The following is a 22236-nucleotide window of genomic DNA, read 5'->3' on the forward strand; positions in this document are numbered from 1 at the left end:
GTCTGTCAGTGTCGCCTCAGCGGTCCGGCCGGGGCCGGTCGGCGGGTAGCAGCAGCGCCACCAGCTCCACGTGCCGGGTCATCGGGAAGAGGTCGTAACCACGCAACGCGGCGAGCCGCCAGCCCGCCTCCCGGAACGTGCGCGCGTCCCGGGCGAAGGCGGCCGGGTCGCAGGCCACGTAGGCCACAGCGCGGCCGGTGGCGGCGGCGACCGCCCGGACGACCTCGGCACCGGCGCCGGAGCGCGGCGGATCCAGCACCACCAGGTCGACGGGCCCGACGATCCGGCGCCGGCGCAGCGCCGGACCGACCGACGCCCGGACCACCTCGACGCCGGGCAGGTCTCGCAGGTTGTCCCGGGCGGCCTCGACCGCCGGCTGGGCCGCCTCCACCAGGGTGATCCGGCCGGCCGGACCGACCCGCTCGGCCAGGGCCGCCGCGAAGAGTCCGGCGCCGCCGTACAGGTCCCAGGCGGACTCGCCGACCTCCGGCGCCAGCAGGTCGAGCACGGCCGCCGCCAGCGTGTCCGCGGCGGCCGGGTGCACCTGCCAGAACGCCTCCGGCGGCAGGTGCCACGTCCGGCCCACCGCCAGCTCCCGGACCCGTTCCTCCGCCGTCTCCCGTTCCTCCGCCGTCTCCCGTTCCTCCGCCGTCTCCCGGAGCCCGCCGTCCCTGGCTGCCGCGCCGCCGCCATCGCCCTCCCTGGCTGCCGCGCCGCCGACGTCGCCCTCCCCGGCTGCCGCGCCGCCGACGTCGCCGTCTCCGGTTACCGCGCCGCCGACAGCCGTTCCGGTGGCCCGACGGCCGCGTACCGTGACGTCGCCGCCGGAGGAGGCGACCACCTCCACCACGTCGGCGTCGGGCCAGCGCCGGCCGCCGGGCGCCAGCAGCGGCAGCTCCTGGATCGCCGGGCGGGCGATCCGGCAGCGGTCGATCGGGACGACCTCGTGTGAACGGTGCTTGAGCAGGCCGGCCCGGCCGGCGGCGTCGACGGCGTACCGGACCCGGGACCGCCAGCCCAGCGGGCCGCCGGGCAGCTCCTCGACGCGTACGTCCAGCGCCGCGATCTCCTCCGGCGCCAGCCCGGCCAGCCGGCGTAGCTGCTCGACGACCACCTCGGTTTTCCAGTGCCGCTGCGCGGCGGGCGCCACGTGCTGGAGGTCGCAGCCGCCGCACCGGTCCGGCCCCGCCCACGGGCAGGGCGGCACGACCCGGTCCGGCGAGGCGTCGAGTACGGTCACCGCGTCCGCCCGGAGGAAGTCGCGGCGTACCTCGGTGATCTCGGCGACCACCCGCTCCCCCGGCAGCGCGTGCCGGACGAAGACCACCTGCCCGTCCAGCCGGGCCACGCAGTGCCCGCCGTGCGCCACCGCGCCGACGGTCAGCTCGACCCGCTCCGCCTCACCCGGACCGGTCGGGGTTTCCCGGACCCGCTCGCCGGCGCTCATCGGGGACCGGCGGCGTCCCGCCCCGGGCCGGGCGGGGGCTCTTCGAGGTCGGTGCCGGCCAGCGGCGGCGCGGGTGGCGGCGCGGCGGCGGTGTTCGACGGCGGGGGTGGCCCGAGCATGCCGCCGACGGTGCCGCCGCGCGGCCCCCGGGCCGGTCCACGGCTCAGCGTCGCGTCGAACCGGTCGAGGTTCTTCCGGGCGGTGGAGGCGAGCTGCCACGGCACGCTGGTCACCATCACCCCGGGCTCGAAGAGCAGCCGACCCTTGATCCGCAGCGCGCTCTGGTTGTGCAGCAGGTTCTCCCACCAGTGCCCGACGACGTACTCCGGGATGAAGACCGTGACCACGTCGCGCGGCGACTCCCGGCGGGCCGAGGCGACGAAGTCCAGGATGGGCCGGGTGATCTCCCGGTACGGCGAGTCGATCACGGTCAGCGGCACCGGCACGTCGTGCCGTTCCCACTCGGCCTGCACCGCCCGGGTGTCCGCCTCGTCCACGTTGACCGTCAGCGCGGTCAGGGTGTCCGGCCGGGTCGCCTGGGCGTACGCGATCGCCCGCAGCGTCGGCTGGTGCACCTTGCTGACCAGCACGATGGCGTGGTTACGGGCCGGCAGCACCGGGCGCCCCTCGGCCGGGGTCAGTTCGGCGGAGACCCGGTCGTAGTGCCGACGGATGCCGAGCATCGTCGCGTAGATGACCGCCATCGCGGCGATCGCGATCCACGCCCCGAGCAGGAACTTCGTGACCAGTACGACCACCAGAACCGCCCCGGTCAGCCCCATCCCGAAGGCGTTGATCCGCCGGGACCGGACCATCCGGCGCCGCACCAGCGGATCCCGCTCGGTGCGCAGCATCCGGTTCCAGTGCCGGATCATCCCGGCCTGGGAGAGGGTGAACGAGACGAAGACACCGACGATGTAGAGCTGGATCAGCCGGGTGACCTCGGCCTCGAAGGCGACGATCAGCAGGATGGCGGTGACGGCGAGGAAGACGATGCCGTTGCTGAACGCCAGCCGGTCGCCCCGGGTGTGCAGTTGCCGGGGCAGGTAACGGTCCTGCGCCAGGATCGAGCCGAGCACCGGGAAGCCGTTGAACGCGGTGTTGGCGGCCAGGAACAGGATCAGCGCGGTCGCGCCGGCCACCACGAAGAGCAGGATCCCGCCGCCGAAGATGGCCTCGCCGAGCTGGACCGTCACGGTCTGCTGCACGTAGCCGGCGGGACCGCCTTCGAGCTGGATCGCCGGATTCTCCATGAACTGGAGGCCGGTCAGCCGGGAGAGCCAGATGATCCCGAGAATCATCGTGATCGCCACCAGGCCGAGCATCAGCAGCGTGGTGGCAGCGTTGCGGCTCTTCGGCGGCTTGAACGCCGGTACGCCGTTGGAGATCGCCTCCACCCCGGTGAGCGCGGCGCAGCCGGAGGAGAAGGAGCGCAGCAGCAGGAACGCCATGGCGAAGGCGGTCATGTCGGCGTGCTCGGCGCTGACCACCAGGTCGGCGCTGGGTGCCCGGAGGTCGTGGCCGAGGACGAAGATCCGGACCAGGCCGGTGAGGATCATTCCGAGGATCACGATCATGAAGCCGTAGGTCGGGATCGCGAAGGCGGTGCCGGACTCCCGCAGCCCGCGCAGGTTGATCGCGGTCAGCACGGCGACCGCGGTGACCGCGATCCCCACCCGGTGCTCGGCGACGAACGGCAGCACCGAGCCGAGGTTGGCCACTCCCGAGGAGACCGAGACGGCGACGGTCAGCACGTAGTCGACCAGCAGCGCGCTCGCCACCCCGACGCCGAACTTCGGGCCGAGGTTGACCGTCGCCACCTCGTAGTCGCCGCCGCCGGACGGGTAGGCGTGCACGTTCTGTCGGTAGCTGGCCACCACGGTGAGCATCACCACCACGACGGCCAGGGCGACCCACGGCGAGAAGAGGTACGCCGAGGTGCCGGCGATCGAGAGGGTCAGCAGGATCTCGTCCGGGGCGTACGCCACGCTGGAGAGGGCGTCGGAGGCGAACACCGGCAGCGCGATGCGCTTCGGCAGCAGCGTGTGCTGCAACCTGTCGGACCGGAACGGTCGGCCCAGCAGCAGCCGCTTCAGCAACGAGGTGGGTCTGGCCACAACCGCTAAGGGTACGGCCGCCGGATTCGCCCGGACGGCCGGTGCGGCCGATCTTCGCCAGGGCGACGGTCAGCAGCTCACGGCGGGTGCGGTCAGCAGGTCACGGCGGGTGCGGTCAGCAGATCACGGCGGGTGCGGACAACGGCTCAGGAAGGGGTTTCGAGCGGGTGGATGCCGGGGAGGTCGGGCGGCACCGGCACAGGGCCGGATGACTACGCTCATGGTGACACCACCCACCGCACGGGGTCGGGCCCGCGGTGACCCGGGAGGACTACCTTGCACGTCGTGATCATGGGCTGCGGCCGGGTCGGGTCGACCCTCGCGCACAACCTGGAGTCGCGCGGCCATTCGGTGGCCGTCATCGACCAGGACGCCGACGCGTTCCGCCGGCTCGGCCCGGACTTCGGCGGGATCACCGTCACCGGCGCCGGCTTCGACGGCGACGTGCTCCGCCAGGCCGGCGTCGAGCGGGCCGACGGCTTCGCCGCCGTCTCCAGCGGCGACAACTCCAACATCATCTCGGCCCGGTTGGCCCGCGAGACGTACGGCGTCTCCCGGGTGGTGGCCCGGATCTACGACTCCAAGCGGGCCCAGGTCTACGAGCGGCTCGGCATCCCGACCGTGGCCACGGTGCGGTGGACCGCCGACCGGATCGTCCGGCACCTGGTGCCCGAGGGGCACGTGGAGATCTTCCGCGACCCGACCAGCACCGTGTCGATCATCGAGGTGCCGGTGCACGACGCCTGGATCGGCCGGCCGATCCGCGCCCTGGAGGAGGCGACCGGTGCCCGGGTCGGCTACCTGACCCGGTTCGGCATCGCCGCCCTGCCCACCTCCTCCAGCGTGCTCCAGGAGGGCGACCAGGTCTCCATGCTGGTCACCGACGACATCGCCGACCAGGTGACGACGGTGGCGGGTTCGCCGCCGGAAGGAGGGCGCTGACATGCGGGTCGCCATCGCCGGAGCCGGCAACGTGGGCCGCTCGATCGCCCAGGAGCTGATCGAGAACGGGCACCAGGTGATGCTGATCGAGCGGAAGCCGAAGATGCTCCGGCCGGAACGCGTACCGGCCGCCGAGTGGGTGCTGGCCGACGCCTGCGAGCTGGCCAGCCTGGAGGAGGCCGACCTCGCGAGCTGCGACGTGGTGGTCGCCGCCACCGGCGACGACAAGGTCAACCTGGTGCTCTCGCTGCTGGCCAAGACGGAGTTCGCGGTGCCCCGGGTGGTCGCCCGGATCAACCGGGCCGAGAACGAGTGGCTCTTCACCGACCAGTGGGGCGTCGACGTGGCGGTCAGCAAGCCACGGGTGATGGCGGCACTGGTCGAGGAGGCGGTCACCGTCGGCGACCTGGTCCGGCTGATGACGTTCCGGCAGGGCGAGGCGAACCTGGTCGAGATCACCCTGCCACCGACCGCGCCGTACGTCGGTCACCCGATCCACGCCGTGCCGCTCCCCCGTGACTCGGCACTGGTCGCCATCCTGCGCGGCAAGCGGGTGCTGGTGCCCAGCCCGGACGACCCGCTGGAGGCCGGCGACGAGTTGATCTTCGTCTGCACGGCCGAGGTCGAGGACCAGGTCCGCAAGGTGATCCTCGGCCCGGACAGCGTCGAACGGACCCGCGGCACCACCGCCTGAACGGGCCCGCCGGGCGTCGGGGCGGCCCGGCCGGCCGGTGCTCAGTTGCCGACCGCTGCCGCCGGTACGCCCGGCACCCGGTTCGCCCTGCGGACCGCCCAGATGGTGATCACCAGCAGCAGCGCGTAGGGCGGATAGCCCAGCAGCAGCCGGGCGATGCCCAGCGCGGTGTCCATGTCGGCCAGGTAGAGCCCGGCCTGCACGCCCACCTTGGCCAGCCAGACGACGCCCCAGAGCACGGTGAGTCGGGTAAAGGTGCGGACCAGCCGGGGATCCTGCCGCCACTCCGAGCGCCCGCCGGCCGCGATGATCGACCAGATCCAGCCGACCAGCGGCTGCCGGATCAGCGCCGAGCCGAGCAGCACCAGCCCGTAGACGATGCCGTAGAGGATGCCGGGCAGATAGAAGTCGCGCTCGTCACCGGTGCGCCAGGCGATCATCGCGCCGATGCCGATGCCGACCAGGCCGTTGACCGCGTGCCGGACCGGCCGCCGCTGGGCCAGCCGGACGGCCGCGATCAGCACCGCGACCGCCACCGAGGCGATCACCGCGGGGCGCAGCTCGGTGATGATGTTGACCACGACGAAGACGACCACCGGGATGCTGGACTCGACCATCCCCCGCCAGCCGCCGAGCTGCTCGGCCATCTGCTCGGTCAGGCTCGGCAGTTGTTCGTCCTCCCCGGCCCGACCGCCCGTCGGGTCGCCGCCCGTCGGGTCGCCGCCCGTCGGGTCGCTGCCCATGCTGTCGGTGCGAGGTTGTCCAGCGGTCATCTGTGCCGTCTTCCGGTCGCGGCCGTCGCCGCCGGTGCCCATGCTCACCTCGGCGGCTCCAGCTCGTAGTACGGGTTGTAGATGACTTTACGGTCATCCCGTACCGCCATGCGACCGCGCGCGGTCAATTGCCGTCCCGGCTCGATCCCGGCGATGTGCCGGCGCCCCAACCAGACCAGGGTCACGACGTCGCTGCCGTCGTAGAGATCCGCCTCCAGGGTCGGCAGGTTCGTCCGGGGGGTGTAGACCACGGTGCGGAGCCGGCCAGAGACGGAGACCACCTGGCCCCGCATGCACTGCCCGGCCGGGGTGCTGCCGCACTCGGCGCTCTCCCGGCGCAACTCCTCCGCCTCGATCTCGGCCTCGCTCGCCGTCAGCCGTTGCAGGAAGCCCCGCCACGAGACTCGGCCCTGGTCGGTCGCCATGACCCGGTGTCACCCTCCTCGACGCGCCGCGCCCGGCGCGTCCTCGACACGACCCCGGCAGCCGCGCGCCGGACCGGCAGCCGCCGTGCCAGGGCTGCCCTCAAGAGTACGCCCGATCAGGAACCCTCCCGGCGGCGCGGCGACGGTTCGGAGCGGTGCGGCGTCTGGTGACCCGAGACCACCCCGTTGACCGGTGCACCGGTCTGTCCGTCGCCCCGCGCCCCGTCCGGTCCCGGCGTCCCGTCCGATGCCTGGTCGGCGCCGGCCGCCGCATCCCGGGGCAGCCGCAGCGGCAGCGGCTCGCGGACCGGCTTGGCCTCCTGACCGCGGTCGACCACGAGCCCGTTCAGGCACTCCGCGAGCGGTCCCGCCACGGCCGGATCGGTCGCGGCCCGCCCCTGGAATACGCCCTGGATCATCCAGCGCGGCCCGTCCACGCCAACGAAGCGCAGGTCGGCGACGCCGCCGTCCGGGGTACGGACCCGGGCCCGCAGCTCGGTGCCGTGCTCACCCGTCACCTCATCGGCCACCACCCCGTCGGACGCCAGCGAGGTGCGGATCTCCTCCCGCCACTCCGCCCAGATCCCCTCGGTGCGCGGGGCCGCGAACACCCCGAGCTGGAGGGCGCTCTCGCCGTGCACCAGGACGACCTGCTGGATCACCCCGTCCGGATTGGCCTGGACGCGCACCTCCACACCGGCGATGGCGGGGATGTGCAGGCTGCCCAGGTCGATCCGCTGCACGCCGGCCGGTGCCTCGTTGATGTCGTACGGCCCGCGGGTGGGCACGTCGGGCTCGGCCGCGGCGGCGAGATCCTGGGTGTCGGCGGGCTGCCGACCGGAGCGCTCGTCGCGGGAGTGCCGCCCACCGCGTCCTCGGGAGAAGATCATCGTGCTTACCTGCTACCTTCCGTTTCCAGCTGCCGGGTGGCGGATCTGACTCGCACCCTCGGTCACGTCGTCGGCTCCGAATCGCGTCGTCGGGCCGGCTCGCATTGTCCGGCACGGCGCGCGGCTCGCATTGTCCGGCACGGCGCGCCGCGGCGACCGCCCCGGGGCGGTCCCGGCCACGTCACCGGGGGCCCACCTCCTCGATGGCGGAGAGGTTGGCATGCCCGCCGGTCGAGCCGTGCCCGCCCACGCCGCGCGCGGAGTCGGGCAGCTCCCCGACGGGCAGGAACTCTGCCCGCTCCACCCGCTGCACCAGAAGCTGTGCGATCCGGTCGCCCCGGGAGATCTTCGCCGGAGATACCCGGTCGTGGTTTATCAGATTGACCAGGATCTCGCCCCGGTAACCGGCGTCGACCGTACCGGGAGCGTTGAGCACCGTCACGCCGAGCCGGGCCGCCAGCCCGGACCGCGGGTGGACCAGCCCGACGTAGCCGGCCGGAAGGGCCAGCGCGATGCCCGTGCGGACCAGCCGCCACTGGCCGGGCGGGATCTCGACCTCCTCGGCGGCGACCAGGTCGGCTCCGGCGTCGCCGGGATGGGCGTACGCCGGCAGCGGCAGGTCGGGATCAAGTCGCCGGACGGGTACGGGCAGCAGGTGCGTCACGCTCTCTCACTCTCCTGGCAGTTCGCGGCTCCACCGGTGCTGCCCCCATCCTGCCGGGTCGACCGGCCGCACCGGGTCGTACCCTTCCAGCGTGGCCCCGACGAGTTCCGATCCCGCCGCCGTTGCGGCCCGCCCGGGGTACGCCGAGCGGCTGACCCTGCCCTGGTGGCTCTGGCTCGCCGGGCTGGCCGCCGCCGGACTGCTCGCCACCGAGCTCTGGCTCGGCTCCACCGGGCTGCGGGCCTGGCTGCCGTACGCGGTCCTGCTGCCGCTGACCGCCATCGGTCTCGGCTGGCTCGGCCGGATCCGCATCGCCGTACGCGACCGCGAGCTGCTGGTCGACGACGCTTGCCTGCCGATCCGGTACGTCGCCGACGCGATCCCGCTCGACGCCGAGGGGCGGCGGGAGGTGCTCGGGGTCGGCGCCGACCCGCTGGCCTTCGTGGTGCAGCGCCCGTGGGTCTCCGGAGCGGTGCAGGTGGTCCTCGACGACCCGGCCGATCCGACGCCCTACTGGGTGGTCAGCTCCCGCCATCCGGTACGGCTCGCCGAGGCGATCCTGGCGGCCCGCGACGGCGCCTGACCACCGTCGCTCGCTCGGCGGGCCGGCTCGGGCTTCCTGCTCAGCTTCCGAGCGCCGGTGGGCCGTTGCGAAGGTCCTCCCGGATGCGCTCGCCGAGCCCTTTCGTCGCCCGGCCGTTCAGGAACCCGGCCACCGCCGCGCCGGTCAGGAACGGTCCGAGAGTGGTCAGGTTGCGGCCGAACCGGCGCAGTAGCCGCTCCCGCAACTCCTTGCGGGCCGCCGTGCCCAACACCGCCCCCACACCGACGCCCGGCAGCAGCGGGTTGATCCCGCGTTGGGCCGCCCAGGACCGGACCAGGGTGACCGCGCGCTGGCTGGTGCTGCCCGGTAGCCGCACGCCGTACGCCTCGTGCAGCTCGCCGATCAGCTTCAGCTCGATGGCGACGACGGCGACGGTCTCCGCGGCGAGCAGCACCGGCGCCGAGAGCAGGGTCGGGGTGACCACCCACTCCACCGCCGCCACTCCACCACCGGCCGCACCCACCCCGGCCGTTGCCCGTACGGCATTACGGATCAGCCGGTCGGCCAGTGCGTCACCGTCGAGACCGTCGAAGTGCCGGAGCAGGGTCTCCCGGTCGCGCACCGGGACGTGCGGCGAGATCTCGGCCACGGTGTCGGTCAGCCAGCGGATCGCCGTCCTCGGCTTGAACAGGTTGCCGGGCCTCCTGCCCCGCACCTGGTCGACCAGCCGGCCCAGCAGCCGCCGCCGACGCGACTGGTCGAGTTCGTCTGCGGTCAAAGCGGCGACGGTCGAACCCAGGTCGTCGCGGACCACGACGTCGCTCCCCGCGGGGGTGGTCGGCCCGCCCTGCCGCCCGGCCTCCACCCGCCCGGTCTCCACGTGGTCGGTCCCCACCCGCCCGGTCTCCACCTGGTCGGTCTGGTCCGTCGGTACCTGGTCGGTCTCTACGTGGTCGGTCGGCGCCGGCGCGGTCGGCGCCGGCGCGGTCGGCGCCTGGTCGGGCGATGCCGGCCCGGGCGATGCCGGCCCGGTCGATGCCGGCCCGGTCGATGCCGGTGCGGAAGGCTCGGACGTCCGGTCGGAACGGCTCATCATGACCTCCAGCGCGCGTAGTCGTCGGGGCGCGGTCACGCGCATCGAGTCAAGCAGTTACCCGCCGGCTTCCGTGCCGAATCACGCGCGGCGACCTCCACCGGTGGAGGTCGCCGCTTCCCCGGCGGGCTCATCCCTGCACGGCGGGCCGGCTCCGCCGCGCCGGAGGAACCGCCCGGCCGCGGAGGGTCAGGCGCACTCGCGGCAGATCAGCTCACCGTTGCGCTCCACCGCGAGCTGGCTGCGGTGGTGCACCAGGAAGCAGCGCGCGCAGCGGAACTCGTCCGACTGCATCGGCAGCACCTTGACGGTGAGCTCCTCGTCGGCCAGATCGGCACCGGGCAGCTCGAAGCTCTCGGCGACCTCGGCCTCGTCGACGTCCACTGCGGCCGACTGTGAGTCGACCCGCCGAGCCTTGAGCTCTTCCAGGCTGTCCTCGCCGAGGTCGACCTCGTCGCGACGCGGGGCGTCGTAGTCGGTGGCCATCGGTTCACTCTCCCATATCGATATAGTCGCTTCCGGTTGTAACGCCGGAGGACGCTGTTTCGGTTCCCGCTGGCCGGCCATCATTTTCCGGTCGCCCCGACCCGGCGCGCGTTCCGGGTCGCGGCCGCCGGGCGGAACTCCCCCGGCGAGCGGGGTACCTTACCCCCCTTCGGGCGAGGCATGTATACCGTCCCTGCGGCATGCATGTACGTCCGAGCGCGCGGAGTTGTTCCCAATGTGACTCAGGCGACACGAAGATAGGGGTAGTGGTCGGCCGATCGTCGTCGGCGCGCCGACAAATCCGGCGGATTCAACACCCGGTCGGACAACGGCTGGCGGCACCGGCATACTCGATAGCCACGGCGGCCCATGCGGTCGACCGGCCGGCGGCCGTCCCACACCACCTTCGCAGGAGCCAACCAGATGAGTTTCGCGCGCGTCCGAGCCCTCCTCGTCGTCGGCGTGCTCGCGGTGATCGCCGTGGTGTTCGTCGCCGTCACCCTGGTGCGCGACACGCAGGCGGGCAAGCAGGCCGCCAGCGACTGCAACGAGGGCGACAAGCTGGCCGACACGCGGTTGCGGCTCCCGAAGGACATCAAAATCAACGTCTACAACGGGACCGACAGCGTCGGCCTGGCCAACACGGTGAAGACCGATTTCCAGAACCGGCAGTTCAAGGTTCTCAAGGCCGGCGACGAGCCTAACCGCAAGGGCATCGACGACGCCGTGGCGGTGCTGCGGTACGGGCCGAGGGGCGTCGGCTCGTACCACGTCCTCAAGGCGTACTTCCTGAACGAGGCGGAGCCGGAGTTCCAGCTCGACCGCGAGGACGACGTGGTCGACGTGGTCATCGGCGGGGAGTTCAAGCAGTTGGCGACCATCACCGAGGTCCACCAGGCACTCGCCCAGGGCAGCGGCGGCCCGCAGTTGCCGCCGCAGACGTGCGTGGACCCCGACCTGACCTGAGAGCGCCGGGCCGGCCGACCGGCGCCGCACGCGCCGACCCCTGACCGAATCTCACCCGCCGCCCCCTGACCGGGCCACGGGCCGGCCCGGATTCAGGGACCGCCGGCCGCGTCGAGCCGGGCCAGGTGGTCGTGCAGCGGGCCGAAGAGGGCCGGCGGTGCCGCGATCACCAGCTCCGGCCCCGGGCCGGCCCCGTTCAGCCCGCCGACCCGGAGCCCCGCCTCGGCGGCGACCAGCCCGCCGGCCGCGTGGTCCCAGAGGTTCAGGCCCTTCTCGTAGTAGCCGTCGACCATCCCCTCGGCGGCCAGGCACAGGTCGATCGAGGCGACCCCGAACCGGCGGATGTCCCGGACGTGGGGCAGGAGCTGGTGCAGCACGCCGGCCTGGTGCGCCCGACGCGCCGGGTCGTAACCGAACCCGGTGGCCACCAGCGCCTGGCCGAGGTCGGTCTCGACCGAGCCACCCAGCCGCCGGCCCGCCCGGTAGGCTCCCCCGCCCCGGACGGCGGTCCACTCGTCGCCGGTGGCCGCGTTCCGGACCACCCCGGCGACCACCTCGCCGTCGACCTCGGCGGCGAGCGAGACGGCGTAGTGCGGCAGCCCGTAGAGGTAGTTCACCGTCCCGTCGATCGGATCGAGGATCCACCGTACGCCGCTGCCGCCGCCCGGCCCGGGACCGTCGGCGTCGCCGTACTCCTCGCCGAGGACGGCGTCGGTGGGGCGGGCCGCCCGCAGCGCCGCGACCGCCTGCCGCTCGACCGCCCGGTCCGCCGCGGTCACCACGTCGGTCACCGTGCTCTTGGTGGCGACCGCGGAGACTCCCTCGGCCCGCATCCGGTACGCGATCCCCGCCGCCTCCCGGGCAACCTCGACCGCAATCTTGAGCAGCTCCTCCGGAGCCGGTTCCGTGCCCTGCATGACGTCCCCTTCCCGCACGCCTGTGACGTGCCGCCCCAGGCGCGAGTATCATCCTTACAAAGTCAAAACGCCCATCGAGTCGGTGGCCCCGGACCACCTCTCCGGCGTGCGGCGCGGGATGATCGCCGCAGACGGCGTTACAATTCACGCCTGCCCACGCGCCACGGACCGCCGAGCAACGGACGGCCCGGACACGGGGGTCCCTCAACCACATCGGCCCGACACAACGCATAGCGGTGCGCCGGCCGATCCCGGCCGTGCTCGCTCATCGCCTCCGGAAGGTCATTCGTGACAGAACCCCGCCACATCGGCGCCGACGTACGCTCGCTCACCGACACCCTGATCGCCCACGCGCAGAACGCCGGCGGCCAGCTCACGTCGGCCGAGCTGGCGCGCACGGTCGAGTCTGCTGAGGTGACTCCGGCCCAGGCCAAGAAGATCCTGCGTGCGCTCTCCGACGCGGGGGTGACCGTCGTGGTGGACGGCTCGGCGAGTACCCGCCGCCGCGTCGCCGCCGCGCGCTCCGCCACCCCCGCGTCGCGGGCCACCACCGCCAAGGCGACCAAGAAGTCGGCTCCGCCGGCGCAGAAGCAGGCGCCCGCCGGCGACGAGACGGCCGGCGCGACGCGCAAGGCGGCGTCCCGCAAGCCGGCGCTCTCGGCCGAGGGCCCGGCGCCGGCCGGTGCCGCCGGCAAGCCGGCCGCGAAGGCGGCCGCGCCCGCCAAGGCTCCGGCGAAGGCCGGCCGCGGTGCCGCCAAGGCGGCGCCCGGCGCCGGCCCGGCCAAGGCCGCCAAGGCTGGCTCCCCGACCAAGGGTGCCGATCCGGAGGGTCCCGGCGAGGAGATCGATCCGGAGGAGCTTGCCGCCGAGATCGAGGACGTGGTGGTCGAGGAGCCGGCCGAGCTGGCCAAGGCCGCCGCGGCTGACGCCGCCGACGCCGCGACCGACAACGACTTCGAGTGGGACGACGAGGAGTCCGAGGCGCTCAAGCAGGCGCGCCGGGACGCCGAGCTGACCGCCTCGGCGGACTCGGTCCGGGCCTACCTCAAGCAGATCGGCAAGGTCCCGCTGCTCAACGCCGAGCAGGAGGTCGAGCTGGCCAAGCGGATCGAGGCCGGCCTCTACGCCGCCGAGCGGCTGCGCGCCGCCGACGAGGGCGAGGAGAAGCTGGTCCGCGAGATGCAGCGCGACCTGATGTGGATCTCCCGGGACGGCGAGCGGGCCAAGAACCACCTGCTGGAGGCGAACCTGCGGCTGGTGGTCTCGCTGGCCAAGCGGTACACCGGGCGCGGCATGGCCTTCCTCGACCTGATCCAGGAGGGCAACCTCGGCCTGATCCGCGCCGTCGAGAAGTTCGACTACACCAAGGGCTACAAGTTCTCCACCTACGCCACCTGGTGGATCCGGCAGGCCATCACCCGGGCCATGGCCGACCAGGCCCGCACCATCCGCATCCCGGTGCACATGGTCGAGGTGATCAACAAGCTGGGCCGGATCCAGCGCGAGCTGCTCCAGGACCTGGGCCGCGAGCCCACCCCGGAGGAGCTGGCGAAGGAGATGGACATCACACCGGAAAAGGTGCTGGAGATCCAGCAGTACGCCCGGGAGCCGATCTCGCTCGACCAGACCATCGGCGACGAGGGCGACAGCCAGCTCGGCGACTTCATCGAGGACTCCGAGGCGGTCGTCGCGGTCGACGCGGTCTCCTTCTCGCTCCTGCAGGACCAGCTGCAGCAGGTGTTGCAGACCCTCTCCGAGCGGGAGGCCGGCGTGGTGCGGCTGCGCTTCGGGCTGACCGACGGACAGCCGCGTACCCTGGACGAGATCGGCCAGGTTTACGGCGTGACCCGCGAGCGGATCCGGCAGATCGAGTCGAAGACGATGTCGAAGCTGCGCCATCCGTCCCGTTCGCAGGTGCTTCGCGATTATCTTGACTGACCCCAAAAGTCAACCAGTCGTGTCCATCTGATCACCACACGTACAACGGGCGTACGGTGATCGGGTGTTCCCCACTTGTGATCGTTGACGTGGCACCCTGGTGGCACGGCACACTGTCTCTACCACGTGTGACATCGGTCCCCCGGGGGCACACTGGGAAGGCCACACCCCACAAGGGTGTTGCACGATAGGTGAGCAATGACCGACGAGAGTGTTCATCGGTGACGACCGCAGGAGGAAGGCGATGACCCCAACCCTCACGCCGCCGCCCGAGACGGTGGCTCCCCCAGCCGCCGATGAACGGTGCGACCGCTGTAACGCCGCCGGCAAGCTCCGGATCACCCTCGCGGGTGGGAGCGAGCTGGTGTTCTGTGGGCATCACGCGAACAAGTACGCCGAGGATCTGGTCAAGATCACGGTGCGGTACGCGGTTGACCCCGAGTTCAGCTGGCGAGGCGCCGAATTAATGGCAAACTGACCCAACAACGACATAGCTGACCGGAGGTGCCCGTCGGGCGCCTCCGGTCGTCTATGTCCCGCTCGGTGTGGTGTGTCCGGCGCTCAGAGCGTCTGGACGGTGGCGATGCGCTCCTCCAGTTGCTCGATGGTGGCCTGCGCGCTGGGCGGACCGCCGCAGCGACGGCGCAGTTCGGCATGGATCTTGCCGTGCGGCAGCCCGGTCCTGTGGTGGTGCGCCGCGACCAGCGCGTTGAGCTGGCGACGCAGGCCGACCCGGCGCTCCGCCGCGCTCAGCGGCCGGCTCTCCGGCCTGGGCGCCGGCACCGGCTCGGCCTCGCCGGCCTTCCGGCGGCGCTGCGCCGCCAACTGCTCGGCCTGGCGCTTGTTCAGCAGCACCGCGACCTGGTCGGCGGTGAGCAACCCCGGCAGGCCGAGATATTCCTCCTCCTCCGGCGTACCGGCGTGGGCGCCGGTGCCGAAGGAGGCGCCATCGAAGATCACCTGATCCAGCTCGGCCGTGGCCGAGAGCGCCTCGAACCGCTTTTCCAGCTCGCCGCCGGCCTGCTCGGTGCGCTGCGCCCGCTCCAGCAGGTCGTCGTCCAGCCCGTCGCGCTGCTTCGGCTCGCCGAGCACGTGGTCCCGCTGTGTCTCCATCTCACTGGCCAACCCCAGCAGGTGCGGCACGCTGGGCAGGAAGACCGACGCGGTCTCCCCGGGACGGCGAGCCCGGACGAACCGGCCGATCGCCTGGGCGAAGAAGAGCGGCGTCGAGGCGCTGGTGGCGTAGACGCCGACGGCGAGCCGGGGGATGTCGACGCCCTCGGAGACCATCCGGACCGCCACCATCCAGCGCTGCTCGGAGGCGGTGAACGCCGCGATCCGCTCGGAGGCGCCCTGGTCGTCGGAGAGCACCACCACCGCCCGCTCGCCGGTGAGCCGCTCGATCAGCCGGGCGTACGAGCGGGCGGACTGCTGGTCGCTGGCGATCACCAGCCCGGCGGCGTCGGAGAGGCCACCGGCCCGGAGCACCTGTAGCCGGGCGTCAGCGGCCCGGAGCACCTGCGGCATCCAGTCGCCGGCCGGATCCAACGCGGTACGCCAGGCCTGGGCGACCAGGTCCTGGGTCATCGGCTCGCCCAGCCGGGCGGCCAACTCGTCACCGGCGCTGGTCCGCCATCGCGTCTCCCCCGAGTACGCCAGGAAAATCACCGGACGGACCACGCCGTCGGCGAGCGCGTCGGCATAGCCGTAGACGGAGTCGGCCCGGGAGCGCTGGAGGCCGTCAGCGCCCCGCTCGTAGCTGACGAAGGGGATCGGGTTGTCGTCCGAGCGGAACGGCGTACCGGTGAGCATCAGCCGGCGTACGGCGGGCTCGAAGGCAGCCTTGACCCCGTCGCCCCAGGAGCGGGAGTCGCCGGCGTGGTGGATCTCGTCGAGGACCACCAGGGTGCGCCGGGTCATGGTGCGGCGGCGGTGCACCTGCGGGGCGATGCCGACCTGGGCGTAGGTGACGACCGCACCGTGGAAGTCCGCCGACGAGTGCAGGTCGGCGTTGCGGAACGCGGCGTCGAGCTGGATGCCGACCCGGGCGGCGGCCACGGCCCACTGGGTCTTCAGGTGCTCGGTCGGGGCGACCACGGTGACCGCCTCGACGGTGCCGTCGGCGAGCAGTTCGGCGGCGATGCGCAGGGCGAAGGTGGTCTTGCCGGCCCCGGGCGTGGCGACGGCGAGGAAGTCGTCGGAGCGGCGTCGCAGGTACTCCACCAGCGCCTTGCGCTGCCACGCCCGCAGCGGCGGGAACGACTCGATGACCGGCAGTCGGGCTCCCACGCAGCACACTCCCCTCCGACGGCCAGAAACCGACCACGACGGTCAGAAATCGACCACACGAAAACGCCCCCGCGGCCGGACCGAGCGCGAAGGCCGTACCAGCATAACCAGCTCGCCCCACCAGCACCTCCGACACCGTGGGCCACAGCCGACACAAGTCATCCGGCTGAGTTCGGCCAGCTGAGCTCAGCCGGCCGACCGGTCGCCGACCTTCGGATCGGTCGGGACCGGGGCCGACCAGTGCCGGAGCAGGGCGATCAGCCTGACCACGAAGACGAAGAGCGCTGCCGCCATCAACGCCCCCGGCCCGGCCAGGCCGGCCCGGTCCAGTCCGACCACCGCGACCGCGCCGGCCAGCGCCGCGACCGCGTAGATCTCCCGGCGCAGTACCACCGGAATCTCCCCGGTGAGCAGGTCCCGCCCCAACCCGCCGCCGATGCCGGTGAGCATGCCGATCATGCAGGCGCCGACCGGCGGCAGCCCGGCAGCGAGCGCGGTGAGGGTGCCGGTCACGGTGAAGAGGCCGAGCCCGGCCGCGTCGAGCACCAGCACGGCGGTACGCAGCCGGGCGAGCTGGGGGTGCAGCCAGAAGACGGCGGCGGCGGTGGCCGCCGCGGTGACCGCGTACCGCCAGTCGGTGAAGGCGAGCGGCGATCCCTCGTCGATCACCAGGTCGCGGACAATGCCGCCGCCGAGTGCGGCGACGACGCCGACGAAGACCACCCCGAAGAGGTCGAGCCGCTTGACCACCGCGGCCGACGCACCGGAGGCGGCGAAGATCGCCACACCGGTCAGGTCGGCGAGGAGCAGGGCGGCAGCGGCGGTCACCGCCGGATGTTACGCCGGGGCGGGCGGCATCGGCAGCGGCTCAGTCCCGCATCGAGTCGTAGATCTCCTTGCACCGGGGGCAGACCGGCGACCCCGGCTTGGCGGCCTTGGTGACCGGAAACGTCTCGCCGCAGAGCGCGATCACGAAGGTCCCCATGACCGCACTCTCGGCGATCTTGTCTTTCCGGACGTAGTGGAACATCTCCGGCCCGGTATCCGCGTCCTTCAGCTCCGGACGCTCGAGAACCTCAGTGCTCACGGCAGTGATTCCTCCCTCAGTGACCCCGCCAACGGTCAAGTCTGGCAGGTCACTGCCGACCGGTCCACCGGAAGACCGGCCGGATCCGGCCCGTACGGTGGTCAGCCGTGAGCGATTTCCAGATCCGGTACGGCGCCGAGGTGGCCGAGGCCCTGCGCGCCGGACGCCCCGTCGTCGCCTGCGAGAGCACCATCGTGTCGCATGGTCTCCCCCGCCCCGACAACCTCCGGGTGGCCCGCGAGATCGAGGCGGCCGTACGGGCGGGCGGGGCGGTGCCGGCCACCATCGGCATGGTCGGCGGCGCCCTCGTGGTCGGCCTCGACGACGCCCAGCTCGCCCGGCTGGCCACCTCGGACGGGGTGGCCAAGCTCTCCGTACGCGACCTGGCGGTGGCCGCCGCGACCGGCGCGGACGGCGCGACCACGGTGGCCGCGACCAGTGCGGTGGCGGCGGCGGCCGGGATCCGGGTCTTCGCCACCGGTGGGCTGGGCGGGGTGCACCGGGAGGCGGCGCAGACCTTCGACGAGTCGGCCGACCTGACCGCGCTCTCCCGCACCCCGATCGCGGTGGTCTGCGCCGGAGTGAAGTCCATCCTCGACGTCGGCGCGACACTCGAGCGGCTGGAGACGCTGGGCGTCGCGGTGGTCGGCTACCGCAGCCGGCGCTTTCCCGGCTTCTTCGTCACCGACGGCGGCTTCGACCTGGACTGGTCGGTCGACTCGCCGGAGCAGGCGGCGGCGGTGCTGGCGGCCCGGGCGGCGCATGGGGTCCAGCCCGGTGCGCTGATCGTGGCGAACCCGCTCCCCGCCGACGAGCAGCTCGACCCCGACCTGCACGATCGCACCCTCGCCGAGGGACTGGCCCGGCTGGCCGCCGAGCGGGTGACCGGCAAGGCGGTCACCCCGTTCCTGCTGGCCCACTTCCACTCCGCCACCGAGGGCGCCAGCCTGGCGGTCAACGTCAGGATCATCCTGCGCAACGCGGCCCTCGCCGCCCGGATCGCCGTGGCCGCCGCCACCGCCGGGTGACGAGCGGACCCGACCCGGTCCGGGCAGACGCGGACGAAGCACCGCCGCTCCGGGCAGACGCGGACGAAGCACCGCCGCTCCGGGCAGACGCAGACGAAGCACCGCCGCTCCGGGCAGACGCAGACGGAGCACCGCCGGTGCGGGCCGGCGTGGATGGACCGTCGCCGGGTCCGTCGGGTGCGGACGGAGGGTCGTCACCGGCCCGGATCGTCGTGGTCGGCGACATCGTCACCGACGTACTCGCCGTGCTGGCCGGGCCGGTGGCGCCCGGCTCGGACACCTCGGCCGAGATCCGGGTCACCGGTGGAGGGCAGGCCGCCAACACCGCCGCCTGGCTGGCCTGGCGAGGCTGCCCGGTGACCCTGATCGGCGCGGTCGGCGCCGACGACGCCGGCCGGTCCCGGGTCGCCGAGCTGACCGCGCTGGGTGTGCGGTGCGCGGTGCGCCGCCATCCGGGTACGCCGACCGGCACGGTGATCGTGCTGGCCGGGCAGGGGGAGCGGACGATGCTCACCCAACGCGGCGCGAACCTGCGGCTCACCCCGGCGGAGGTGACGGCCACGCTGGGTGGGACTCCGGACGCGGCCCACCTGCACCTGTCGGCGTACACCCTGTTGGACGCCGGGTCGCGGGAGGCCGGCCGGCGGGCGCTGGTCGCCGCGCGCGGACGCGGCCTCACCACCAGCGTCGACGCGGCCTCCGCGGAGCCGCTGCGCCGGGTCGGCCCGGCGGCCTTCCTGGAGTGGGTACGCGATGCCGACCTACTGCTCGCCAACGCGGACGAGGCGGCAGTGCTGGCCGGACCGGGTACCCCGGCCGAGCAGGCGCATGCCCTGGCCACGGTGACCCGGCACGCGGTCGTGAAGGCCGGCGCGGCCGGTGCCGTCTGGGCGGCTCCGGGCGGGGCGGTAATCTCCACGCCGGCCCGACGGGTGCGGGTGCGGGACGTGACCGGGGCGGGGGACGCCTTCGCGGCCGGTCTGCTGGCCGCCTGGGTCGCCGGGGCGGGGCCCACCGAGGCGCTGGACCGGGCGGCCGAGCTTGGCACGGAGGCGGTCGGGGTGGTCGGCGCCCGGCCGCCGGCCGATGAACCCCGCTGACCCGTCAGCCCCGACCGGTACGGCTGACAGCCCGACGCCTGGGCCCACAGCCCGACGCCTGCGGCTCACAGCCCGACGCCTGCGGCCCTCGATCCGACGCCTGCGGCTCACAGCTCGGCGTCGATCACCCGGTGCGGTCGATCCTCGGCGGAGAGCGCCCGGGGCGGAGTCTCGTCGAGGTGCGAGCGCCGCAGCCGGGCACCGATCCGGTGCGCCTCCTTCGGCGGGCGGTCGTTGGCGAGCAGCACCGCGAGCCACGGGATCAGCACCATGCCCACCACACAGAGCGGCAGCCAGAGCCAGAGCAGGGGCGCGTTGGCGCCGACCAGGATCGCACCGGCGACGACACAGAGCGCCCGGATGGACATCATCACGATGTAGCGGCGCTGGCGGGTGCGGAGCTGGTCGTCCTGGCTGCGCGAGGCGTCGGTGATCAGGATCGGCTGGTACGCCTGACGCTTCACCACGACCTCCGGAAGGGGTGATGGTCGGTGTGCCCCGGAACATCCCTGCACCGGGCTGCCACGGTCCATCCTTGCACCTTCGACCATCCTCGCACTCGCGGCGGCCACCGCACCGGGCAGCCGCCCTCCCCCGCTCCTTCCTCGCCGCTCCCGTTGCGTGTTACGTGCGTGGTACGCTCCCCCGCGTGGGCAGCAGGTTCGGCTTCACCGACGAGGCGCTGGGCAACCTGAAGGTCCACGACGTCGCCCCCGGCGAGGTGTGGGAGGCGCTGCACAGCGCCCGACGGGTCATCCGGCACCTCGGTGACGACGTGATGGTGGTCTACGCGACCGCACGTCGCGGGCGGCGACTGGCCATCCTGCTGGCCGAGGCCGATCAAGTCGACAACGACTGGGACATCCTCTCCGCGCGTGACCTGACCGACATCGAGTCCAAGCGCTACGAGGAGGCGATCCAGAGGCGGCGAGGATGAGTCCGTCCCCAGGGGCGGGCCCGAGATCGCGCACCAGGAGACCGGGATCGATCACGCGATCGAGCACGGTGACGAGGAGGAGGCGGTGACGATGCACCGAGACGATGCCATCAAGCGATTCGACGCCGGAGACGACCAGCTCGCGGACCTCATCAACGACGCGCAGCCGGTCGAGCTGCCCGCCCCGGACAGCGACGTGCCGATGGTCAGCCGCTCGATACGCCTGCCACTGGACACCTACGAACGGGTCCGTTCGGCTGCCGAGGCACGAGGCATCGGCGTGACCACGCTGATGCGGCAGTGGATCGAGGCCGGTCTCGCCGACCTCGACGACTCGGCGACCGTGTCGCTGGCCGACGTGCGCCGCGCCCTGGCCTCGCTCGCCCACCCGACGGCGGCCTGAGGACCTCGCCGGGGCGGCCGCGGCGCCAGGTGTCGGACGTCAGGTCGGCGGCGTGGACCCTCGGACCCGTGGGTCCCACCCTCCGATTCGACTGCCTCGACCGTCAGATCGGCGGGGCCGGCTGCTCCGGGGCATGGCCACGCGCGCGGCGCAGGTCGGCCAGCGCGACCCCGAGGAGCACGGTGACGACGGTCGCGGCGACCGCCAGCAACGGCAGGATCTCCATCAACGGCACCACCGCACCCAGCAGGAGCACAGCGGCCACCCGGGGCCAGGAGATCCGGCCGAAAACCTGGAACTCGAAGAGGGACCGTCCGGCCAGGAAGAGCGCCGGACCGCCCAGGAGTGCGACCAGCCAGACCGGGACGATCTCTTCGGCCGGATGGGCGATGGAGAGCTCGTAGCCGACCCCGGTCAGCACGATTCCGGCGATCATGACCAGGTGCGTGTACGCGGCGGAGAGACCGAGCCCGGCCGAGTTCCGGGACCGGATGAACGCGGTCGGTAGCACGTGACCGGCCCGGTAGAAGTAGATGCGCCAGAGCAGCACGGTGCTCACCAGCGCCAACCCCAGCGCACCGGTCCGGCCGGGGGTGAACTCGCCCCCGTCACCGCCGAAGGCGATGCCCGTGACGAGGATCAGCTCGCCAAGCCCGATCAGCAGGAACTGCTGGTAGCGCTCGGCCAGGTGCTCCGCCGCGAACGGTTGCTCGCCGTAACGTGCCCGGCCCATGCGAGGGACCGGCCAGCCCAGCGTCAATCCGAGATAGTCGACGCCCACCGCGAGGGTCCAGAGCACCCCACGCAGCACGCTCTCGCCGGCCAACCCGCCGACGAGCCACGGCACGGCGCTCACGGCGAACCAGACGAGCACCCGTCGCGGCCCGGTCGGGTCGGCGGGAGCTGCCCGACCATGCGTGGCGAACAGGAAGAACCCGATCCGGCCCATCTGGACCGCAAGGTAGGCGACGACGAAGACGAGACCGTGTCTGCCAAATCCCTCCGGCAACGCGACCGCAACCACCATGCTGCCGATGACGGTCACCACCACCGCGCCCTGCACGGCGAACGCCTCCGGCTCCAGGGTGCTGGTGATCCAGGCCGTCGAGGACCAGATCAGCCAGAGCGCCAGGAACAGCACCAGGGTCTGGCCGACCTCCGAGAGCAGGACGCGCTGTTCCGCCGTGAAGTCCTCGACCAGCCGCTGCGAGACCCGGGTAAGCGCGAAGACGAAGACCAGATCGAAGAAGAGCTCCAGAAACGTGGCCCGCTGCGAACTGGACTCCGCGCGCAGCAGCGGGTCGGTGGGGGTGTCAGCCATCCGGCGTCGCTCCGGCGGCACCGGTCGGCGCCGCAGGGCGTACCCCGGCCGGTGCCGCAGGGCGTACCCCGGCCGGTGCCGCCGAGAGGTCCACAGCGCCCCCTGAGTGTCGTTGATCTCAACACTCAACGAGTCAGCGACGGATCAGGCGCTACCGTCGGCCGAATCGCCCGAC

The 22236-nt window shown here is 72.8% G+C and carries 24 protein-coding genes; 10 read left to right on the top strand and 14 right to left on the bottom strand.

Annotated elements, in window-relative coordinates:
* Positions 1-16 precede the first annotated feature (16 nt).
* Together ACN28C_RS28895 and ACN28C_RS28900 are read right to left on the bottom strand one after the other, a co-directional pair.
* Positions 17-1447 (bottom strand): class I SAM-dependent RNA methyltransferase, encoded by a 1431-nt coding sequence (locus tag ACN28C_RS28895; protein ID WP_422770668.1) that lies wholly within the window; start codon positions 1445-1447, stop codon positions 17-19.
* Positions 1444-3564 carry an APC family permease gene (locus tag ACN28C_RS28900; protein WP_422770669.1) on the bottom strand — a complete coding sequence of 707 codons (2121 nt, stop codon included), beginning with the start codon at positions 3562-3564 and terminating at the stop codon, positions 1444-1446. Before ACN28C_RS28900 ends, ACN28C_RS28895 begins: the two co-directional genes overlap by 4 nt.
* A gap of 276 nt (positions 3565-3840) precedes the next feature.
* Between ACN28C_RS28900 and ACN28C_RS28905 the strand changes: the two genes are divergently transcribed.
* Entirely contained in the window at positions 3841-4506 is a 666-nt protein-coding gene (locus tag ACN28C_RS28905) for a potassium channel family protein (RefSeq protein WP_422770670.1), read from the top strand.
* 1 nt (position 4507) lies between these two features.
* Positions 4508-5200, top strand: coding sequence for a potassium channel family protein (locus ACN28C_RS28910; RefSeq protein WP_422770671.1), 693 nt, complete (start codon positions 4508-4510; stop codon positions 5198-5200).
* Positions 5201-5241: 41 nt separating this feature from the next.
* Here ACN28C_RS28910 and ACN28C_RS28915 read toward each other — a convergent pair whose 3' ends face one another.
* The 4 genes from ACN28C_RS28915 to dut form a co-directional block, all read right to left on the bottom strand.
* Positions 5242-5943: a DUF3159 domain-containing protein gene (locus ACN28C_RS28915; protein ID WP_422774843.1), complete on the bottom strand. Its 702-nt coding sequence runs from the start codon at positions 5941-5943 to the stop codon at positions 5242-5244.
* Positions 5944-6017: 74 nt separating this feature from the next.
* Positions 6018-6398, bottom strand: a complete 381-nt coding sequence (locus tag ACN28C_RS28920; protein ID WP_422770672.1) for an OB-fold nucleic acid binding domain-containing protein — start codon at positions 6396-6398, stop codon at positions 6018-6020.
* A 116-nt stretch (positions 6399-6514) separates the two neighbouring features.
* Entirely contained in the window at positions 6515-7288 is a 774-nt protein-coding gene (locus ACN28C_RS28925; RefSeq protein WP_422770673.1) for a DUF3710 domain-containing protein, read from the bottom strand.
* Between the two features lie 181 nt (positions 7289-7469).
* Positions 7470-7952 (bottom strand): dUTP diphosphatase, encoded by a 483-nt coding sequence (gene dut / locus ACN28C_RS28930; RefSeq protein ID WP_422770674.1) that lies wholly within the window; start codon positions 7950-7952, stop codon positions 7470-7472.
* A 91-nt stretch (positions 7953-8043) separates the two neighbouring features.
* Here dut and ACN28C_RS28935 point away from each other — a divergent pair, with 91 nt between their 5' ends.
* Positions 8044-8535, top strand: a complete 492-nt coding sequence (locus ACN28C_RS28935; protein WP_422770675.1) for a DUF3093 domain-containing protein — start codon at positions 8044-8046, stop codon at positions 8533-8535.
* 40 nt (positions 8536-8575) lie between these two features.
* On the opposite strand, the gene ACN28C_RS28940 is transcribed toward ACN28C_RS28935, so the two are convergent.
* Both ACN28C_RS28940 and ACN28C_RS28945 read right to left on the bottom strand, forming a co-directional pair.
* Positions 8576-9310 carry a hypothetical protein gene (locus ACN28C_RS28940; protein WP_422774844.1) on the bottom strand — a complete coding sequence of 245 codons (735 nt, stop codon included), beginning with the start codon at positions 9308-9310 and terminating at the stop codon, positions 8576-8578.
* Between the two features lie 468 nt (positions 9311-9778).
* Entirely contained in the window at positions 9779-10075 is a 297-nt protein-coding gene (locus ACN28C_RS28945) for a DUF4193 domain-containing protein (protein WP_203861001.1), read from the bottom strand.
* 423 nt (positions 10076-10498) lie between these two features.
* Here ACN28C_RS28945 and ACN28C_RS28950 point away from each other — a divergent pair, with 423 nt between their 5' ends.
* The gene (locus ACN28C_RS28950; RefSeq protein ID WP_422770676.1) at positions 10499-11041 is read left to right on the top strand and encodes a LytR C-terminal domain-containing protein; all 543 of its coding nucleotides are present in this window, start codon (positions 10499-10501) and stop codon (positions 11039-11041) included.
* A 92-nt stretch (positions 11042-11133) separates the two neighbouring features.
* On the opposite strand, the gene ACN28C_RS28955 is transcribed toward ACN28C_RS28950, so the two are convergent.
* Positions 11134-11958 carry an inositol monophosphatase family protein gene (locus ACN28C_RS28955; protein ID WP_422770677.1) on the bottom strand — a complete coding sequence of 275 codons (825 nt, stop codon included), beginning with the start codon at positions 11956-11958 and terminating at the stop codon, positions 11134-11136.
* Positions 11959-12246: 288 nt separating this feature from the next.
* Here ACN28C_RS28955 and ACN28C_RS28960 point away from each other — a divergent pair, with 288 nt between their 5' ends.
* On the top strand, positions 12247-13896 hold the full coding sequence (locus ACN28C_RS28960) for an RNA polymerase sigma factor (RefSeq protein ID WP_422770678.1): 1650 nt from the start codon (positions 12247-12249) through the stop codon (positions 13894-13896).
* A 244-nt stretch (positions 13897-14140) separates the two neighbouring features.
* The gene (locus ACN28C_RS28965) at positions 14141-14374 is read left to right on the top strand and encodes a DUF7455 domain-containing protein (RefSeq protein WP_203860997.1); all 234 of its coding nucleotides are present in this window, start codon (positions 14141-14143) and stop codon (positions 14372-14374) included.
* An 83-nt stretch (positions 14375-14457) separates the two neighbouring features.
* On the opposite strand, the gene ACN28C_RS28970 is transcribed toward ACN28C_RS28965, so the two are convergent.
* The 3 genes from ACN28C_RS28970 to ACN28C_RS28980 all read right to left on the bottom strand — a co-directional run bounded on the left by ACN28C_RS28970 (position 14458) and on the right by ACN28C_RS28980 (position 17272).
* The gene (locus ACN28C_RS28970; RefSeq protein ID WP_422770679.1) at positions 14458-16185 is read right to left on the bottom strand and encodes a DEAD/DEAH box helicase; all 1728 of its coding nucleotides are present in this window, start codon (positions 16183-16185) and stop codon (positions 14458-14460) included.
* Between the two features lie 186 nt (positions 16186-16371).
* Complete coding sequence (locus tag ACN28C_RS28975; RefSeq protein WP_422770680.1) at positions 16372-17013, bottom strand: trimeric intracellular cation channel family protein; 642 nt, start codon at positions 17011-17013, stop codon at positions 16372-16374.
* 40 nt (positions 17014-17053) lie between these two features.
* A complete protein-coding gene (locus tag ACN28C_RS28980) occupies positions 17054-17272 on the bottom strand; it encodes a DUF3039 domain-containing protein (RefSeq protein WP_421491634.1) in 219 nt (72 codons plus the stop codon).
* 83 nt (positions 17273-17355) lie between these two features.
* On the opposite strand from ACN28C_RS28980, the gene ACN28C_RS28985 reads away from it, so the two are divergent.
* Positions 17356-18300 carry a pseudouridine-5'-phosphate glycosidase gene (locus tag ACN28C_RS28985; RefSeq protein ID WP_422774845.1) on the top strand — a complete coding sequence of 315 codons (945 nt, stop codon included), beginning with the start codon at positions 17356-17358 and terminating at the stop codon, positions 18298-18300.
* Between the two features lie 149 nt (positions 18301-18449).
* A complete protein-coding gene (locus ACN28C_RS28990) occupies positions 18450-19400 on the top strand; it encodes a carbohydrate kinase family protein (RefSeq protein WP_422770681.1) in 951 nt (316 codons plus the stop codon).
* 107 nt (positions 19401-19507) lie between these two features.
* Here ACN28C_RS28990 and ACN28C_RS28995 read toward each other — a convergent pair whose 3' ends face one another.
* Positions 19508-19864, bottom strand: coding sequence for a DUF3099 domain-containing protein (locus ACN28C_RS28995; protein ID WP_422770682.1), 357 nt, complete (start codon positions 19862-19864; stop codon positions 19508-19510).
* Between the two features lie 185 nt (positions 19865-20049).
* Between ACN28C_RS28995 and ACN28C_RS29000 the strand changes: the two genes are divergently transcribed.
* Both ACN28C_RS29000 and ACN28C_RS29005 read left to right on the top strand, forming a co-directional pair.
* Positions 20050-20337 carry a hypothetical protein gene (locus tag ACN28C_RS29000; RefSeq protein WP_422770683.1) on the top strand — a complete coding sequence of 96 codons (288 nt, stop codon included), beginning with the start codon at positions 20050-20052 and terminating at the stop codon, positions 20335-20337.
* 91 nt (positions 20338-20428) lie between these two features.
* The gene (locus tag ACN28C_RS29005; protein WP_422774846.1) at positions 20429-20740 is read left to right on the top strand and encodes a hypothetical protein; all 312 of its coding nucleotides are present in this window, start codon (positions 20429-20431) and stop codon (positions 20738-20740) included.
* A 103-nt stretch (positions 20741-20843) separates the two neighbouring features.
* Here the strand turns inward: ACN28C_RS29005 and ACN28C_RS29010 are convergent, their stop codons facing one another.
* Positions 20844-22061: a low temperature requirement protein A gene (locus ACN28C_RS29010; protein ID WP_422770684.1), complete on the bottom strand. Its 1218-nt coding sequence runs from the start codon at positions 22059-22061 to the stop codon at positions 20844-20846.
* Positions 22062-22236 lie beyond the last annotated feature (175 nt).

Origin of the sequence: Plantactinospora sp. WMMC1484 (genome assembly GCF_049315195.1) — a bacterium.
Classification (GTDB): domain Bacteria; phylum Actinomycetota; class Actinomycetes; order Mycobacteriales; family Micromonosporaceae; genus Plantactinospora.